The organism is Collinsella sp. CM84Y_54 (genome assembly GCF_036317945.1).
In the GTDB taxonomy this organism is placed as follows: Bacteria; Actinomycetota; Coriobacteriia; order Coriobacteriales; family Coriobacteriaceae; genus Collinsella.
This window is the reverse complement of record NZ_JAWQCX010000003.1, coordinates 377,174-395,433: the sequence shown is the minus strand read 5'-3', so window position 1 is coordinate 395,433 and position 18,260 is coordinate 377,174. Positions and strand designations below refer to the sequence as shown.

At 60.1% G+C, this 18,260-nt stretch carries 17 protein-coding genes; 10 read left to right on the top strand and 7 right to left on the bottom strand.

Annotated features, from left to right (window positions below; all coding sequences use genetic code 11):
* Positions 1-75: 75 nt before the first annotated feature.
* The 4 genes from V2391_RS06915 to V2391_RS06900 all read right to left on the bottom strand — a co-directional run bounded on the left by V2391_RS06915 (position 76) and on the right by V2391_RS06900 (position 3,574).
* Positions 76-1,137, bottom strand: a complete 1,062-nt coding sequence (locus tag V2391_RS06915) for a GGDEF domain-containing protein (RefSeq protein WP_329738746.1) — start codon at positions 1,135-1,137, stop codon at positions 76-78.
* Positions 1,138-1,405: 268 nt separating this feature from the next.
* Positions 1,406-2,428 carry a 2-keto-3-deoxygluconate permease gene (locus V2391_RS06910; protein WP_329738745.1) on the bottom strand — a complete coding sequence of 341 codons (1,023 nt, stop codon included), beginning with the start codon at positions 2,426-2,428 and terminating at the stop codon, positions 1,406-1,408.
* A gap of 140 nt (positions 2,429-2,568) precedes the next feature.
* Positions 2,569-2,892, bottom strand: coding sequence for an AzlD domain-containing protein (locus tag V2391_RS06905; protein ID WP_329738744.1), 324 nt, complete (start codon positions 2,890-2,892; stop codon positions 2,569-2,571).
* On the bottom strand, positions 2,882-3,574 hold the full coding sequence (locus tag V2391_RS06900; protein WP_329738743.1) for an AzlC family ABC transporter permease: 693 nt from the start codon (positions 3,572-3,574) through the stop codon (positions 2,882-2,884). Before V2391_RS06900 ends, V2391_RS06905 begins: the two co-directional genes overlap by 11 nt.
* A 138-nt stretch (positions 3,575-3,712) precedes the next feature.
* On the opposite strand from V2391_RS06900, the gene V2391_RS06895 reads away from it, so the two are divergent.
* The gene (locus tag V2391_RS06895; protein ID WP_329738742.1) at positions 3,713-4,525 is read left to right on the top strand and encodes an HD domain-containing protein; all 813 of its coding nucleotides are present in this window, start codon (positions 3,713-3,715) and stop codon (positions 4,523-4,525) included.
* Here V2391_RS06895 and V2391_RS06890 read toward each other — a convergent pair.
* From V2391_RS06890 to V2391_RS06880, 3 genes are read right to left on the bottom strand one after another with little or no spacing between them, the layout of a single operon-like run.
* Complete coding sequence (locus tag V2391_RS06890; protein ID WP_329738741.1) at positions 4,522-5,727, bottom strand: electron transfer flavoprotein subunit alpha; 1,206 nt, start codon at positions 5,725-5,727, stop codon at positions 4,522-4,524. The genes V2391_RS06895 and V2391_RS06890 overlap by 4 nt on opposite strands.
* Entirely contained in the window at positions 5,728-6,543 is an 816-nt protein-coding gene (locus tag V2391_RS06885) for an electron transfer flavoprotein subunit beta/FixA family protein (protein ID WP_329738740.1), read from the bottom strand.
* Between the two features lie 2 nt (positions 6,544-6,545).
* Positions 6,546-8,147 (bottom strand): FAD-binding oxidoreductase, encoded by a 1,602-nt coding sequence (locus V2391_RS06880; RefSeq protein ID WP_329738739.1) that lies wholly within the window; start codon positions 8,145-8,147, stop codon positions 6,546-6,548.
* 345 nt (positions 8,148-8,492) lie between these two features.
* Between V2391_RS06880 and V2391_RS06875 the strand changes: the two genes are divergently transcribed.
* The 9 genes from V2391_RS06875 (at position 8,493) to V2391_RS06835 (ending at position 18,220) form a co-directional block, all read left to right on the top strand.
* On the top strand, positions 8,493-8,789 hold the full coding sequence (locus V2391_RS06875; protein WP_329738738.1) for a hypothetical protein: 297 nt from the start codon (positions 8,493-8,495) through the stop codon (positions 8,787-8,789).
* Entirely contained in the window at positions 8,786-9,295 is a 510-nt protein-coding gene (locus V2391_RS06870; protein ID WP_329738737.1) for a hypothetical protein, read from the top strand. Before V2391_RS06875 ends, V2391_RS06870 begins: the two co-directional genes overlap by 4 nt.
* An 88-nt stretch (positions 9,296-9,383) precedes the next feature.
* Positions 9,384-9,983: a hypothetical protein gene (locus tag V2391_RS06865; RefSeq protein WP_329738736.1), complete on the top strand. Its 600-nt coding sequence runs from the start codon at positions 9,384-9,386 to the stop codon at positions 9,981-9,983.
* A complete protein-coding gene (locus V2391_RS06860; protein WP_329738735.1) occupies positions 9,967-10,224 on the top strand; it encodes a hypothetical protein in 258 nt (85 codons plus the stop codon). Before V2391_RS06865 ends, V2391_RS06860 begins: the two co-directional genes overlap by 17 nt.
* Positions 10,225-10,265: 41 nt before the next feature.
* Entirely contained in the window at positions 10,266-11,678 is a 1,413-nt protein-coding gene (locus V2391_RS06855) for a hypothetical protein (protein WP_329738734.1), read from the top strand.
* Between the two features lie 118 nt (positions 11,679-11,796).
* Positions 11,797-12,513 carry a DUF554 domain-containing protein gene (locus V2391_RS06850; RefSeq protein ID WP_329738733.1) on the top strand — a complete coding sequence of 239 codons (717 nt, stop codon included), beginning with the start codon at positions 11,797-11,799 and terminating at the stop codon, positions 12,511-12,513.
* A gap of 88 nt (positions 12,514-12,601) precedes the next feature.
* Positions 12,602-14,362 (top strand): TerB N-terminal domain-containing protein, encoded by a 1,761-nt coding sequence (locus V2391_RS06845; protein WP_329738732.1) that lies wholly within the window; start codon positions 12,602-12,604, stop codon positions 14,360-14,362.
* On the top strand, positions 14,355-15,659 hold the full coding sequence (locus tag V2391_RS06840; RefSeq protein ID WP_329738731.1) for an ATP-binding protein: 1,305 nt from the start codon (positions 14,355-14,357) through the stop codon (positions 15,657-15,659). The genes V2391_RS06845 and V2391_RS06840 overlap by 8 nt, the downstream gene beginning before the upstream one ends.
* A 116-nt stretch (positions 15,660-15,775) precedes the next feature.
* Complete coding sequence (locus tag V2391_RS06835; RefSeq protein ID WP_329738730.1) at positions 15,776-18,220, top strand: DEAD/DEAH box helicase; 2,445 nt, start codon at positions 15,776-15,778, stop codon at positions 18,218-18,220.
* Positions 18,221-18,260 lie beyond the last annotated feature (40 nt).

The window sequence follows — 18,260 nt, the reverse complement described above, 5'->3', positions numbered from 1 at the left end:
TCATGTACTTTAGCTTAATGGAGCACATCGGTGAGCTGAGGGCCGCCACGCACGCAAGCGTGCGCCCCTTTTTTTCTAGCGTATCTGGACGCCGGCTTTCTTTTTCTCGGCCTTGACGCGGTAGAGCTCCGCATCGGAAGCGCGAAGTAAGTCTTGCCAGGTATCAACACTATCGCCGACCCGCGCGTAACCGATGGACATCCGCAATGCATACGGCACCTCGGCACGAGCGAGCTCGTCGTTAATCGCCGAACACAGGTCTATGATGTCCTGTTCCGCCGCAGCCTTCTGGAGCACCACGAACTCATCGCCGCCATAACGCGCGATAAAGCCACCTGACGCCGAGCAGACCTCTTTGAGCGCAGCAGATATGACCTGAAGAGCATGGTCGCCCTCCACATGCCCATAGCGATCGTTAATCTGCTTAAAGCCGTCGGCGTCCATCATAAGCAGATATACATCTTCGGCCTGATCCACATTTGAAAAGAGCGGCAGCATATAGGTCTCAAAACGGTTGCGATTGTTAAGGCCAGTCAACGGGTCGGTCGAGATCAGCTGCTCCTGGTAGATGATGTAGAGCAGCAGGATGCTCAGCGTTATACCGACACAAAGGCCCGGTACCGAAAACAAAACCTGGAAGGTACCGCCCACCAGAGCGGGAACCGCAAAAAAGGCGAGGGTGCGATAAATGGCCTTCTTTTGCAGACTTTCGACTTTTCGAGCCTGAATAAAGGCATGCAAGGACGTATATATAACGTAGCAGTAGCTAACGATAGGTTGAATCATATAAAGCGCTCCGCGACGATACACGCCCTGCGAATCGATATAGAACAGGGCGTGCGTCCAGTAACTGGCAAACGCCAGCACGACCACCAGAGCCGTAGGTAACGCTACAAGCACCACCCTATAGCGCGCGGACAAAAGGCGAGAGCCCTGCACTGTCTCGGAATACAAAAACCAAATGAGGCACGCGATGGCCAACAGCGAAAACGAGACCGCGTTGGAAATCCAGTTGGCCGTGATGCCTACAGGAGTGCTCACGCCGTCCGAGAGCGTCCAGATCATATCGAAGAAAATGTAGGCAGCGGAGGTGTAGCCGAGCATGCTAAACAAGAGCTGCTGGGTGCTCGAGAACAAGGAGCGGCGGCTTCATGCGGCAAGCCCGATAAGAACAATCATGCATAGCACGAATATCTCTATCTTGAGTGCCTTAACCACTAGCGCCATCCCTTCAATATCTAAGTGGCCAGAATCGCCCAATTCGAATCTGGGCAACAAACACCCCCTACTCCGCAGGGATAAGGGGAATAATAGCAGAGCGCCCGAACGTCACTGCAAGACAGCTTTCGTTCGGGCGCTCAAACGGCGCGAGTTGCACGCCGGCATCATTGATGGGTACCGATTGCTACTCGCCATCGATGTCGGTCGCGACGGCTTCCTCGATGGCCTCGACACCGGCAGGCAACAGATCCTCCTTGCCTTGGCAGAACTTCTTGTCGACCCAGCCGGTCAGAATCGGAGCCATGATCGCCGTGATGATAACGGCGGTGGCGATCTGAGCGTACGCAGTGGGTGCAAGCTCGGCATAGCGCGGCGCGACCTCGGCAAGAGCAACCGGCGTGGTCATAGCCGTGCCGGCAATGGTGGAGCAAGCCACGGCAGCCTTGCCGTTACCGCCGCACAGGCGCTCGAACACAAAGGTGATGGGACCGACGACAAACAGCGTGACAAGCCCCAGCAAGATGCCGGAAATACCGCCGGCGATAAAGCTCGAAAGGCTCATGGACGCACCGAGCTGAAATCCGATGACGGCGATCGCGGGATTGGCGCCGGGGACCAGCAGGTTCTTGATGAACGGGAAGAGGTTGCCCAGAACCATGCCGATAACAAGCGGCAGGATGGAGCCGACGATGGTGCCCAGCGGGATATTAGCAAGACCCGAAACGCCCAAGATGATCATGGTGACGGCGGGGCCGGCCGTAAAGAACAGGATACCGACAGCGCCCTGCTCGGACTCATCGCCGAACTCGCCCATGATGCCCGTGTAGAGCGCCATGTTGCAAAACGTAATGCCGCCGATGATGGAAACCGAGCTCAGGCCCAAAAGGCTGTCGTTAAAGAAATACGCAACGCCCAGACCCAGCGCGGCTGCCACCACAAGCTTAGGAATCAGCACGACGATGCCGGTCTTGATGGCACCCGGCGTGGACTTAAAGCTGATGCCGGCACCCACAAACAGCAAGATCGCGGCAACGATGGTGTTGGAGCCGCCGCGGCAGGCAGCCGTAAAGAAGCCGCCGATCTCGAAAACCTGCGGGCAGAAGGTATTGAGCAAAAGACCGACGATTATCGGGTAGATCATGATGTCACCCGGGATGCGCGGCACTTTGAATTTCTTTTGCTCGTTGGCGGTCGCCTCCTGTGCCATGAAGCCCCCATTTCCGCTGACGCGGAACAAAAGCCCACGTCATGCTTTGCTACAGTAAAGTTTGACCATGGTACCAGAAGAAGCAGACCGCCTCGGTGAGAAATTGGATTCGTTAGCCGGGATGATAACGCGTCCCGCTCTTATACGAGGCTCAAAACGATATAGAGCACGATGCCCGAGACGCAGCACCATAGCATCGACTTTGTCTTGATTGCCACCGCCACGACGCCGGCAGCCGCAATCCAGGGAATCAAGCCCTGCCACAAACCGACGTCAAAAGCGCCAGGGCTTATCAAATCGTTAGCAACCAGTGCCGCGAAGGCGGCGGGCGGAATATAACCCAAGGCCTCGGTAACGCGGGACGACAGCGTTCTCCCGCGCAAGGCGAACGCCGGGGCAATGCGGAAAAATGCGATGGCCGCCCACGACGACAGCCACAGGACCAAAAACTCGTTAACGGGCATCGCGAGCACCCCTTCCTTCGGCGAGAACATCGCGCGCAAGCGCAGCGACAACGCCGACAAGCACGCTTACCGGCACGGCGATATTCGTCCACCCCAAGAACTTGCATATGGCGACGGACACCGCAGCCAAACTGGCAGCTACGACATTGCCGTTCGACAGTCGCTGCGAAAAGAGTAGACAGATAAAGAGCGATGTGCAGACAAAACCCGCAATAGCGGTGGGAACGTCGACAACGGCGCCGACAGCAGCGCCCATCGTGCACGAAACGCCCCATGTTGCGATAAGGATCGCGTTGAGCACGAAGGACTCGCGCGGACCCCAATCCTCCCCCTCAATCAGCTTGGCAAGCGAGATGCCGTATGCCTCCTCGGTAAGTGTCGCGGCAACAGCCAGCGTCTGACGCTTCGAGGCACCCGTCAGATGCGGTGCGATCGATGCCGAGTAAAGCGCAAAGCGCGAGGAGATTGCGGCGACGCTCGCGACGATCGACGCCGCAGGCACACCTGCCAGCCACAGATTGCAGACCATAAACTGCCCGCTGCCCGTCACGAACGTGCTGCTCAGAGCAAAAACCATCCAGGGTTCCATTCCCGTCTGCGCCATAATCATTCCGCACGGCGCGGCTATCGCAACATAGGTAAGCATCACCGGCCAGACGGTTTTAACGATTTTGAGCACCATAGCGTTCCTCGTCCCGACAAGATTTCCGAGCCGCATTCAACGACGCGGCAGAACCATCGCCCGATGGCAACCGAGTTCGCCTACAATTGCCACCGGATCGAAAGACACAGAAAGACACAACTTTTTTAGGAAGTCATTATGACAGCTATCGATCGAACGCGGGCTGCCGCGGCCTTCAAGACCTACACCGATGCCTACGATGCCGCCAATCCGCGTATCGCGCTCAAAATCGAGCATACGTACCACGTTGCCGAGGCATGCGATGCCGTGGCACGCGAACAGGGCTGGTCACCGCAGGACATTGACTTGGCGTGGCTTTGCGGCCTGCTGCACGATATGGGCCGCTTTGAGCAGCTGCGACGCTGGGATACGTTTAAGGATGCCGAAAGCATGAGCCATGCGGCGTTGGGCGTCGAGGTCCTCTTTGGCGAAACGCCTGCAGGCGCGCCCGCGGCAACAAGTATCCGCGACTTTATCGACAACCCGGCAGAAGACGAGTTGATTCGCACAAGCATTGCCTATCACAGCGATTTCCGCCTACCCGCGCAGCTCGACGAGCGCACGCGGCGCTTCTGCGATATTGTGCGCGATGGCGACAAGATCGACATCATGCGCACCATCGCCGACAGTACCGTCGACACCATCCTCAAAGTGGATGAGGACACATTTCTCGCCAGCCGGTTCTCGACACCGGCGCTCGCCGCCTTTGACGAGCGCCGCTGCGTTGCACGCGACGAACGCGATGAGGCCGCCGACTACCTGGTAGGGCTCATCTGCTTTATGTTTGAGCTCGTCTATCCGGCAAGCCGCGCGCTGGCGCGCGAACAGGGCAATATCTACCGCCTGCTCGACGCGCCCTTTGGCATTGTGCGCCCCTTTACCGATCCCGCCACGCAAGCGACCTGGGAGCGCCTAAAGGACGAGATGCGCGACTGGCTGGCGCGCGCCTAGCGCTCAAGCTGGGCCAGCAGCTCCTCGACGACCTCGACGGCATCGCCGACAACCTTGTACTGGGCAGCACCAAAGATGGGGGCATCCGGGTCCTCGTTAATGGCGATAATGCACTCCGCCCCACCGATGCCGGCAAGATGCTGGATGGCGCCCGAAACACCGATACTTACGAGAAGCTTGGGCGAAACCGATACGCCTGTCTGGCCAATCTGATGGCGATACTCCAACCAGCCGGCCTCCACGACAGGTCGCGTGCAGCCAAGCTCGGCTCCCAGAGCCTCGGCGAGCCTTCGCATCAGCGGCAGGTTTTTCTTGGAACCAATGCCGCGGCCCACCACGACCAGACGCTCGGCATCGGCAATCGAAGCCTGCTGGCCCCGTTCCTCGGCGGGAATCGAAATCTCGACACGAGCCTTGGCGTCTTCCGCAAGGAATACCTGGGTAATTGTGCCAGAGTGGCTGTAGTCAAACTCGGGCGCCCCAAAGATGCCGGGACGCACCGTTGCCATCTGGGGACGATGATTGGGGCAGACGATGGTGGCCATCAGGTTGCCGCCAAACGCCGGACGTGTCTGTTGCAGCAGCCCCGTCTCCGTATCCATCGAAAGTACGGTGCAGTCAGCCGTAAGGCCCGTCTGCAAGCGCACGGCAACGCCGGGTGCCAGTTCGCGGCCAAAGGCGGTCGCACCGTACAGAATGGCCTCGGGCCTGCGCTCGGCTACCAAATCGCAGATCAGCCGGGCGTAGACCTCCGCATCGTTCTGGCGCAGACGCTCGTCGCGACAGACCAGGACCTCGTCTGCACCGGCGCAAACCAGATGCTCCAGGTCCTTGAGCGAGCTCTCGGGGCTCATGCCGGCCAATGCCACCAGACGGCAACCACGAGCATCGGCAAGCTCGCGTCCCTTGCCCATGAGCTCGTAGGCCACGGGAGCCACGGCGTCGTGCTCGTCAGTCTGCACGAAGACCCAAATGTCTCGATATGCATCAAGGTCCACCGCGCCAGCGGCCTCGTCGCGCTCGATCGAAATGGCATTGACGGGGCAAGCGTCGACGCACCCACCGCACAAGATGCAGCCGTCGGTCACATGGGCGCAGCGGTTGGGGCGCTCGCCCTCCACCACAACGCCACCCGAGGCACAGGCGCGAACGCAGCGACCGCAGCCGATACAGGCTTCGCTATCGATAATCAGTCCGCTCATCTATGCCATCCCCTCGATAATCTTGGCAAGCTTTGCCGCCTGCTCGGACGCCGTCCCCTCAACGGTCTCGCACGTTTGGTCACGGTCGGGCACAAACGAGCGCACGACCTGTGTCGGCGACCCGGCGAGGCCGCAACGCGCGGGGTCGGCGTTCACGTCGGCGGCACTGACCACGCGCGCGTCCGCCTCCTCTGCCGCGCGAATACCGGCAATACTCGGCATACGCAACTGGCCAATCTCCTTGGCAGTCGTCATCGCGCACGGCATCTCAAGATAGACCGTCTCCTCGCCGGCATCGCAGCCGTGAACAAGCGAAAGTGCACCGCACGTCGTAAAGCCCGCGCTCTGCACGCAGCTCACATCGGTCACGCAGGGAATCTCGAAGGCGCCGGCCAGCTCGGGGCCAATCTGAGCAGTATCGCCATCCACCGCCATCTTGCCGCAGATGAGCAGGTCGAAGTCCTCGTCGAGCGCCTCGATGCCGCATTTGAGAGCATAGGTGGTCGCCAACGTGTCCGCGCCCGCAAAAGCACGGTCGGTGAGCAGCAATGCATCGTCGGCGCCGCGGGCAATGCAGTCGCGCAGCAGCGATTCGGTTGCAGGGATGCCCATCGACACCACCGTCACACGTGCATCCATGCCAAAGCCGATAAAGTCGTCCTTGAGCGCCAGAGCGCATTCGAGGGCACTTGCATCGAAGGGATTAATGACCGCCTGCTTGCCATCACGCACGATGGTATTGGTTTTGGGGTCCATCTTGACCTCGGTGCTTCCCGGCACCGCCTTGACGCACACCACCATATGAAAATCGCTCATCTTCACGCGCCCCCTTTCTGGACGAGCTCATCCAAGAGCTTCTCCGAAAACAGGTTATCGCGACCCAGCTGCCCGGCAGGATCGAGCTGGAGCTTGAGCCGCGCCGACTCGACCATGGCCTCGTGACCGTACATCGTCTCCAAGAAGCCCGCCTTGATCTTGCCAACGCCGTGTTCGGCGGAGACGGCGCCGCCCATGGCCGTGACCTTGGAAGCCCACTGGGCAAAGAGCTCTCCGCCGCGACGGTAATCCTGCGCATCGCGCGGCAGAATGTTCACATGCAGATGGTTGTTACCGATGTGCCCCCAGGCGGCAGATTCAAGCCCACTTTCGGCCAACGTGCGGCGATAAAGGGCGATGACGTCGGCCAAGCATGCGTTGGGCACCGACATGTCCGAGCCCAGTTTGGTGATGGTGGGATCCGTGCGGCGACGCTCGTCGATGAGCATGTTGACGCTCTCGGGCACCGCATGGCGGAAGAATCGCTGACACTCGCGATCGACCTCGGTGCGCGCGACCCATGTCGCATCGTCGCTGCCGCCCGCAAGCTCTAGTACCCACCCCAAGTGATACAGCTCCTCAGTCGCCTGGGCCTCGTCGTCGCAGTCAAGCTCCACGTAGACACAAACCTTGGCGTCTTTGTCGAGCGCCGGCAGCGAGGCGAACGCGGTCGACTGCTCACGCTGACGACGCAGGATATCCAGGGCGCCCGCGTCGAAATATTCGATGGCAGCCGCATGGGACAGCACGGGACGCACGGAATCGGTAAAGGACACCGCCTTGTCCTCGCTGTCGAAAAAGCAGCTCACGCCCCATACGACCGAAGGTGCCGCCTGCAAGGCGATCTCGAGCTCGGTAATGACGCCGAGTGTGCCGCACGCACCGATAAAAAGATCGATGGCGTCCATATCGTCCGAAACGAAATAACCCGACGCGTTTTTGGTCTTGGGCATGGTATAGCCGGGAAGACCAAGCTCGAGCGCGCGACCCCCTGCCGTCACGAGCGACAAGTGGCGTGCGTCAGCGTGCGCCCGACCTCGATGAAGCTCGAGCAAATCGCCGTCCGCCAGTGCCACGTGAAGCCCCGTAACGTGCGGGCGCATGGGACCATAGGCGTAGCTGCGGGCACCGGAGGCATTGCACGCCGCCATACCGCCCAAGCAGGCAGATGCCTCGGTGGGATCGGTGGGAAAGAACTGCTCGGGAGCTGCCTGGAACTCCTCATAGGCCTCAAGCGATGCCTGATCCCAGCCAACGGTCGGCAATGCCTTCTTACCCAGCTGCTTGCGTAACTCCGAAAGCACGACGCCAGGCTCCACGCGCAGCAGAAAACGGCCTTGCTCGTCGCGGCGAAGACCCAGGTAGCGATCCATACGAGAAGTGTTGAGGATATGGCCGCCGTGGGGCACGGCGCCGGCAGCCAGACCGGTTCGAGCGCCCTGGACCGTTATCGGAACATGCTCGGCATGGAGCTTTCGCAGAATGGCGCGGACTTCGTCCTCCGTTGTCGGAAACGAGATACTCGACGCCTCGCCCGATGTGCGAGATTCATCGCGACCATATTCTTCGAACTCGTCGCTGAAGGGTTTGATGGCTGCAGACACGCGAACTCCCCCTTTAGTTAACTACAGTGTTTGCAGGGAGATGTTACCGCATCGTTTCGTCGACGTGACTGAGACCGTCTCCATAATTGGCGAATTTTACGTTTGCGCAATTCGGCGAACGGCGACGTTTTCTCGGCAGACGCTCTATTTAACGCGCTCCCTCCCATCGCAGCCACGCGCACAATTGGCGCTCGAAAAAACTTGAGATATTTTTTAGCGTCTCTCACCTGCGGCGATGTAAACCCGTCAAGCATTTGGTCAGAAATCGGTCAAGTTACGGCTGATACGGTCGGCATCGACAGCCAAAACCAATAGAAGGTTTGGCCCAAAAGCAGGGAGGTTCCCATGGCATATTACTGGCCCCAGTACGGCGTCGCTATCGAAGTTGACGACGACCCGTATCTTCTGCCCTTCGACGAGGAGGCATTCCCCGATACGGCGGTCTACCATGTCACCACCGACGTAATTTGCGATCCCGAGTCATTCTTGGCACTCGCCCACCACATCGCCCACATCCATGACATCAAGCTCCCTCCCGACTTCGAGGAGCTTGTCTACTCACGACGTCTCATGCTCCACATGCTCTTTGGAGCCGATCCGTCCACGTTCGCGCGCGTCTATACCACTAAGGATGCCGCATGAACGCACGGAAGCGGTCGAGCCCCCTGGGGTCAAAGCATCGAAAAAGGCTCGGCGTGATCTGCCTGGCCATCGCCTGCGCCCTTATCGCCGTCGGCCTTTACGCTTGGCAGTCAAAGCCCGTCGCCGAGACGGGCACCTCGGTCACAACGGCAGAGGGTAAGTCGCGCCAGGAAATCCAGGACGAACTCGATGCCATCGTCCGCGACAACATGATGACGATCTCGGTCGCACCGGTCGCCCAGCTACAGAAAGGCGGCAAGCTGCGCGTCAACGTGCAAAACGTCCAGGACAACAAGTTTCCCCAGCGTTTCCGCGTGATCCAAAACGACGAGACCATCTATGAATCGGGCGTGGTCGAGACCGGCAAGACCGTTGAGACCTGCCCCGCAGGCGACATCAAAGAAGGCGAGGCGTACATCGAGATCCAGGCACTCGACGCCAAGACCTACGACGCCCATGGCAATCCCACGCGCGTCAAGGTGCGGGTTGCGCAGGCAGAAGACTAAACCTGCCGCCTGTTGCGAAAATTCGCACCCGCGCCGCTTTCGTCTAACCATCACGGAAACGGTCCGTGACGAATAGAAAGGAACGATTATGGACATCACCAGGAACTTGAGTGGGACCAGGGCGCTCGTCGTGGGCGCAGGGCTGGCGCTCGCGCTCGCAATGGGCGCCGCGCCGACCACCGCCCTGGCGGAGGGACGCGTTGGAACCACCGACGTGACCATCAGGACCGAAATCGACAACATCACGTTTAAGGCTCCGACCGTCATTCCGTTTGTCGCAAAGGCAGACGGCACGCTCCAGGGCGCTTCCAAGGACGCAATCACCATTGACAATCTTTCGGCCTATGGCATCCACGTTACCAACATGAAGATTGCCGCCCAGAACTCCTGGAGCATCGTCGCCGACGCCAAGACGGGAACCGCCCAGAACTCCATCGATTTTAAGGTTGGCCCCGACAAGGCACTCCAAGACGCTCATGCCGCAACGCAGGAAGCGGGCCTCGACCTTTCCAAAAATGCATTCTTCGACATGGGTTATCAGGGCATCGCCGATGGTACAGACAAGATTGAGCTCAAGACGAGCGGCAATGTCGCCCGCGTCACGCGTGACATCTTCCATGTGACCGGCACGGGCGACCAGGTCGCGAGCATTACGTGGACGGTCGAGCCCGGTGCGCACACGGCCTAAGGCGATGGTCCTTGCCGTCATCATCAGCGTTGTAGCGTTTGCCCCGATCGCCGCCTTTGCCCAACAAGAGCAGGCGCAAGCTGCCACACAGGTGACTGTCGATCTATCGGAGCTCGAACGCAGCGGCCAACACGAGCCCCTAGCGCAAACGGGCGACACGCGACAGTTCCTGGCAGCAGGAATCGCCGCGGCAGGCGCAAGCGCCATCGGCCTTGGCCTGCGCATCAAACGCAGCCAGTAGCCACGAAAATCGAAACCGTCCAGAACAGGTAGGGAGAACCCATGGCATCAAAGAATCTTTTGCCCGTTGCCGCGCTCTGCAGTGCGCTTGCCACCGGCATGCCCGTCGCCGCTCTAGCGACACCCGCCGTGGACGTCCCCTTACCTGCCGTCAGCTGTCTCGCCACAAACCAGATGAGCACCATCGTGCGCCAACGCCTCTCCCTTGCACAGGCAAGCATTTCGACCTCGGGGTGCCTCCGTCGCCGCGCAAATAGCTCGATAGTCGTGGATACCGAGCACTCGCGCGAAGCGGACGGCCCCCTAACGGGATGCGCTATCTTCACATGGCGCGCGGCTGCAACTGATGCCGATGGCGATTCCTGCGACGTGGAGCTGCGCCTCGACATCGCCCTGTCCGATGACTCGGCGGACGGGGCAACAGTCGCCTTCGACAACACATTTTTCGAAGACGGAGGAGGTGTATGCCTGGGCTGCGTCCCCTCGAGCGCAGATGGCACGCAGCCCGCTATCTCATTCACCGCATCGCTGAAAATGACCAAAGCGGGCACCGACGCCACAGCAAATGGCGAGATCCCTCTGATGTTCTACGCGAGCGACACAGAAAGCCAGAAGACTCGGGGCAAACAGCGAACCGGATCGCTCAGCCTGACGCGAGGGGCAAACCCCGGTCCTGTCGATATCAGCACCCAAACACAAGATGCGCATCACGTCTTTGCCGATCCGGCACTCCTCGAGATGGAATGGAACGGAGCGGGAGCGGTCGGAATCGCTCCCTCGACAGGTGACATCGCAAGCGACTCCAGCGAGAACAGCGGTGAAATGGCGCCTGGGGACAATGGCACGCCAGGCGACATAACACCGCCATCGAGCGGTCCTTCAGCCACTTACGGCGAGCCAAGCGAAACGGCCGCCGATGCCGACGGCACGCAAGCTGGCGAAAACTTGGGGTATCCCATGCCGGCGAACATCGACGAGGGCAATTGTTGCATGATGGTCGCGCTCGACCGCACGGAAACCGTCGACGCCGCGAGCATTGAAGTCGTCGCCGCCGATAGGCCCGTCCGCAAAGCAGCCATTATCGCATTCCCTAAAACCGTCGAAGTTGTTTTTCTGCCATCAGGCGAGGTCGTAGCCCCCACCCTGCTCACCTTGCTTGGGGCAAAGGGCACCGCCAACCAAATCGACAACCTCACGGTCGCCGACCCTGTGACCACCGCAAAACTGCACCTGTATGCCGTAACCTCGAACGGAGGCAAAACCGAGGAATTCGACGGTGAGAATCTCCTGAGTAACCGAATACTCCATAGAATGGAAGACGTCTCGTATCAAATTGAGCTCGAGGGATTTGACCGAGCTCGAGATGCCGATATCATCGCCGCGGCCATTGAGTCCCCGCAGCGGCTCATGACGCTGCGCTTCGATTTCAGCCCCTATGTCGTGATGGGGGGCTGAGACTTGGGCACCAAATGCCGCCATTAATACCCCTTATATAACGTATAGGATGAGTCGTGACGCACCCTGCAGCCCGTTCTGTTACGATTGCCAGGTTGGCGTCAATATGGGAGGGCTCATGCCGGGTTTGGGAACGATCATCAACGTCGCACTTTTGATTGCGGGCGGACTGCTGGGCCTTATAGGCGGACGTTTTATCACGCCCCGCATCCAAGACACGCTCATGAAGGCATCGGGGCTGTGCGTTTTGTTTATCGGACTGGGTGGCACCATGCAAAAGATGCTCGTCGTTGACGGGAAAACGCTAGCGACCACCGGCACCACCATGCTCATCGTCTCGTTTGCCCTTGGCTCGCTCATCGGCGAGGCCATAAACCTGGAAGCCGGCATCGAAACCCTGGGCGAATGGCTCAAGCGCAAAACCGGCAGCGAGGGAGACAACGAGTTCACCAATGCCTTTGTCTCGACATCGCTAACCGTCTGCATCGGTGCCATGGCTATCGTGGGATCAATCCAAGACGGCCTGCTCGGCGACTGGTCCACGCTCGCCCTCAAGGGCGCGCTGGACTGCATCATCGTCTGCACTATGACGGCTTCGCTCGGCCGCGGCTGCATCTTCTCCGCCCTGCCCGTTGCCGTATTCCAGGGATCGATTACGCTGTTTGCCGGCGCGCTCTCCCCCATCATGACTGCCGCCGCCCTCGACAGCTTATCGCTCGTGGGCTCTATGCTCATCTTCTGCGTCGGCGTCAACCTCATCCGTCCTCAGACCTTCCGCACGGCCAATATGCTCCCCTCCGTTGTCATAGCCGTCATCTACGCCCTCCTGTTCTAAATCTATCTACGCAGCGGTATCTCGAACACCTGTTTGATGCTGTGCTATGATATGAGGTCACCGAAGCTGCGTTAGGAGAGGAGAGACGGTGGCCGACCAGGACATCAAGATGCTCATCGAGCGCATTATGGCCGAGGCCCGGACCCATCAGTCCGCCCGCTTCTCAAACGAAGTCTATGCTGACGAGCCGATTCTCAAAACCGGTCGTCAGATGCAGAATTTCCTTCCCGACCAGTACCGCAAGATGCGCGAGATATCGCGCTGGCAGGATGACCCCAAGGGCGGCGCGGGACGTTGGCTTTCGGAAGCCGAGCTTTTCTACCGCCAAGGCCTGCTGATGGCCGACTTTGAGGACGACTGCCCCTACAACGGCACATTCAAGTCGTACTTTCCCACCTACAACGCCATGAGCGATCGGCAACTACGCGGCTATTTTACTTGGCGCGCCCAAGTGCGCCGCGGAACCGTCGAGGAAACGTCTACGTCCTTTGCATTCCTATATCTCTATGAGCTGATCTGCGGCATTGGCGTAGATGACCCACTCGATGGTTTTAATAAAATCAAGGCCTTTTGGGATGCCTATCGCGCCTTCGAGCCCGGCATCGATCGGTTTGCACGCGTGTGGTTGCAGGATTACGCCGTATTCCATGGGCTCGACCCCAAGCTGCTTCGCGACTCTAAAACCGTCATGTTCGATAACGCCCTTATCGAGCTGCGGCGCGCAGCGCGAGACCTTGCGTTCGTGCCAGCCTCGTCAGACCTGGCGCCTGCGCGTCGCAAGACCTCCGAGCCCACACTCCCCCTTCCGCCCGACGAGGCGGGCGAGGAGCGACTCATGGCCGCTATCAATGCCCTCTCCACGTATAACCTCAATAACTCAAGACTCGATCGCTGCCACCATCGCGACCTGCGCCACGTGGCATGCGCCGTGTATGTCCGTATGGCGCGCTACTATGACACGCACCGAAAGACTGGCATCGTAGCGAGCTTGTTTGGGGAGGAGACGGCCATGCCCTACACCATGTTTGCCTCGGCCGTGTTCTTTGCGCCCGAGCGCCACGAGGACTGCGAATATCATCTGGACCCCATTCACATCTACCGCTGCCAAAATGGCTTTTGGGAATGCATGCGCATCCATGGCAGCAGACAAAAAAGTAGCAAGCTCGGTGAGATGATGCGCGCCTGCGACCAACGCCTGCGCCTGGCCCTAGACCCCACCCATCCCCTGAAGGAGGAGAAGGTCCCCAAATATCTGGCCAAGATCATCGATGACGAGATCGTGGCATGGCTTTCGTGGGATGCCGCACACCAGCCCATAAAGATCGATATCGATCTGAGCCAGCTGGGACACATTCGGAGCGCCGCCGCGCAAACGCGCGAAGCGCTTTTGATCGATGAGGAGCGCGAGGACGATGTTCTCGCAGAGGTCGATACGGAGGGCTCCGAGAAGCCGGAAACCGAACCCGCGGCCGACGTGATGGTCGAGCCGATCGCGGCGCCCACGGAGCGCAACGAAGCCGACGAGCCAACCATTTCCACCGAACAGTTTGGTGTCGTGGCACCGCTTCTCGCGCCGACGCCCGTGTTCGCAGCTGCTGCGCCCGCTGACGCCACGAACGAACTCACGCCTGCCGCAGACGCCTATCTCCGCGCGCTGCTCGAGCAGGACACGGCACAGACGGAATCGGCAGTGGAGAGGTCGGGTCAGAGCGAGGACATGCTCGTCGATAGCATCAATGAGGCGCTCTTTGACCTGGTGGGTGACACCGTAATTGAATTTGGCGCGGCAGGACCGCAAATTATCGAGGACTACGAAGCAGACGTGAGAGGATACCTAGACTATGAGTGATACCGCATCCGCAGCACCCCGCGTGCCCAAGCGCGTCGCCGCCGTCATTCTCAACTCGCTCAAGGGCGGCGTGGTCCCGCGCATCGGCCTTCCCTACATCACCGTAGGGCGCGAGGTCGAAATCCGCGCCCTGCTCACCGACCTGAGTCTCATCGCCGACGGCGGCGCGAGCTTCCGCTTTCTGGTCGGTCGCTACGGAGCCGGCAAGAGCTTTTTGCTCCAGACCATCCGCACGCACGCCATGGGCGAGGGATTCGTCGTCGCCGATGCCGACCTGTCGCCCGAGCGCCGCCTACAGGGCGGCCAGGGACAGGGCCTTGCCACCTACCGTGAGCTCATCCGCAACATATCGACTAAAACGCGCCCCGAGGGCGGTGCGCTCAACCTAATCCTCGATCGCTGGGTCGCCTCGTGTGCCGATGCCGATGAGTCTGCCGTCAATGCCCAACTGGCCCCGCTCGAGGAAATGGTCCACGGCTTCGACTTCGCCCGCATGCTCCGCCGCTACCGCGCGGCCGTATCCGAGGGCGACGAAGAAGCTATGAGCCGCGTGACCAAATGGATTCGCGGCGAGTACCGCACCAAGAGTGAGGCACGCGCCGAGCTGGGCTCCTCGACCATCATCAGCGATGACGACTGGTACGACTACGTTAAGCTCATTGCGCGCTTTTTGGTCTGCAGCGGCTACAAGGGCATGTTGGTGCTCATCGACGAACTCGTGAATCTGTATAAGATTCCCAACGCCATCACGCGCCAGTACAACTACGAGAAAATCCTGACCATGTACAACGACACGCTCCAGGGCAAGGCGCAGCACCTGGGCATGATCATGGGCGGCACGCCAACCTCCATCGAAGACCGCCGCCGCGGCGTGTTCTCCTACGAAGCCCTGCGCAGCCGACTCGCTCAAGGCCGCTTTGCACGCGAGGACCTTAAGGACATGCTCGCGCCCATCATCCGCCTGCAGCCACTCACCTATGAGGAGCTGCTGGTGCTGATCGAAAAACTTATGCAGATCCATGCCGGATACTTTGGTTGGACGCCCACGCTTACCGAGAACGACTTGGTGGACTTTCTCAAGATCGAGTTCGGTCGCGTGGGAGCCGATACGCACTTAACGCCCCGTGAGGTCATTCGTGACTTTATCGAACTGCTCGATATCCTGTGTCAGAACCCCAATGCAAATGTGGCCGAGCTGCTGCAAAGCGTCGGCGGCGACACGCTGGCGCCGGCAGCCGCAACAGGTGACACCGGCACCGCAGGCGGCGACCGTAACTTCGCCGAATTCACCATCTAACCTGCCAAAAAGGGACAGGTTTATTTTGGCAGGTTTTATCTGGGCAAACGCTGAGACAGCAATGCAGCAAACCATTGCCAGCCGCGTTGAGAGGTTCGCATTTGAGGGGAGGCCCCGTGAACGCCTTTGACCGATATGCTCCGTTTATCCAAGACTTCATCTACTCCCACGATTGGGAAAGCCTACGCTCTATCCAGGTTGCAGCAGCTGATGCCATCTTTAACACGCAAGATAATGTGCTCCTGACGGCATCCACGGCTTCCGGCAAAACCGAGGCAGCCTTCTTTCCCATCCTGACCGAGTTTTGGGAGAACCCGCCCGCGAGCGTGGGCGCCCTCTACATCGGCCCCCTCAAGGCACTCATCAACGACCAATTCGTCCGCCTCAACGACCTCTGCGAAGAAGCCGATATCCCCGTCTGGCACTGGCATGGCGATGTCTCACAATCACACAAGGCCAAGCTCATCAAAAAACCGAGCGGCATCTTGCAGATTACACCCGAGTCACTCGAAGCGCTCCTGATCCATAAGCATATGGCGATCCCGCGCATGTTTTGCGACCTGCGCTATGTGGTCATCGATGAGGTCCACTCGCTCATGCGCGGCGACCGTGGCGGGCAGACGCTCTGCCTTATCGAGCGACTCTCGCGCATGGCCGGCGTGCAGCCTCGCCGCATTGGCCTTTCGGCCACCATCGGCGACCCCGAGCGCACGGGTACCTTCCTCTCACAGGGAACGGGGCGCGACTGCGTTATCCCCCGCTTTGAAGAACCGCGCCACGTGTGGCGCATCTCCATGGAGCACTTCTACAACTCGGGTCCCCAGGCACAGCAGCGGGGATTCGAGAGCACGGGTCCTCAAGAGGCCGAAGTGCTTGCGTGCGAGCGCATCGAGGCGGCGGCATCCGCGGCACTGCCCGCCGGCGCCCAAGACATGCGTCACAGCGGACAGCTCACACAAGAGGAGCGCCGTCAACGTCGTGGGCGGGCACGGGGCAAGGCCGCTCCCAAGGACCGCCAAACTTCCTCGGCCCCCGAGGGCGAAGTCGACATCCCACGAGCAACCGAGCAGGCGCTTCTCAACCCCACCGACACAGCACCAGACAACGCCGACCCCGGCATGGGCTATATCTTCGAACACACCCGCGGCCGCAAGTGCCTGGTCTTTGCCAACTCGCGCGAAGAGGCAGAGGCCGTATGCTCCATGCTGCGCAGCTACTGCGAGAGCCGACACGAGCCCGACCGCTTTCTCATCCACCACGGCAATCTTTCGGCATCGCTGCGCGAGACGGCCGAGGAACTCATGCGCGATGAGGAGCAGGCGCAGACAACCGTCACCACCTCCACGCTGGAACTCGGCATCGATATCGGCCGTCTGGAACGTGCGTTCCAGATCGATGCGCCGTTTACCGTCAGCTCCTTTTTGCAGCGTATGGGCCGCACGGGACGCCGCGATCTTCCGCCCGAGATGTGGTTTGTCATGCGCGAGGAAGAGCCCGAGCCGCGCACGATGATGCCCGAGACCATTCCGTGGAAGCTCCTGCAGGGCATCGCGCTCGTACAGCTCTATCGCGAGGAAAAGTGGGTCGAGCCGCCTGAGCTCGATCGACTCCCCTACAGTCTGCTCTATCACCAGACCATGTCGACGCTTGCCAGCACCGGCGAACTCACGCCGGCAGAGCTTGCCCAGCGCGTACTCACGCTCAGTTATTTCCATCGAGTCTCGGCCGATGACTATCGCGTGTTGCTGCGCCACCTCATCAAAATCGACCATATCCAGGTCACCGAGGGCGGTGGGCTCATTGTGGGCCTCGCGGGCGAACGCATCATTAACAACTTTAAGTTCTACGCCGTGTTCCAGGAAAACGAGGAGTTCACCGTTCGCAGCGAGTCGGCCGAGTTGGGCACGATCGTCAATCCCCCACCGCCCGGCGAGCGCATCGCCATCGCCGGACACTGCTGGATTGTCGAGGAAGTGGACTGGAAGCGTCATACCGTCTTTGCCACTCAGGTCAAGGGCCGTGTGCCGGCTTACTTTGGCGATTGCCCCGGCGACATCAACACGCATGTGCTCGAGCGCATGCGTAAAGCGCTCAACGAACATGCCGCGTATCCGTACCTTATGGGTAACGCGCGGGCCCGCTTGGCGCAGGCTCGCCATACGGCCGAGATTTCGGGCGCGGGAACCAAGCCGCTCATTAACCTGGGTGGCGACACCTGGGTGCTCTTCCCCTGGCTGGGCAGCTACGCCTTTTTGGCCCTCGAGCGCATGCTCAAGATTAAATGTGCCGCGGAGCTGGGCCTTCGCGGACTCGACCCGTCGCGCCCGTACTTTATGCAATTTAAGATGAAGGCCGACGAGGAGACGTTCTTTGGGGTGCTCGCCGCCGAGGCCGAGAAGGACTTTGATCCCATCGAGCTCGTCTATCCCGGCGAGGTGCCTTATTTTGATCGCTACGACGAGTACGTTCCCGAGGAGCTCGTGCGCAAGGGCTTTGCCGAAGGCGTGCTCGACATAGAGGGCATGAAGCAGCGCGTTCTCGGCTGGGGCGACCACGCCTAAGACCAGTCCTTTTTGGGACGGGGCTTGTTGAGCTACTTTG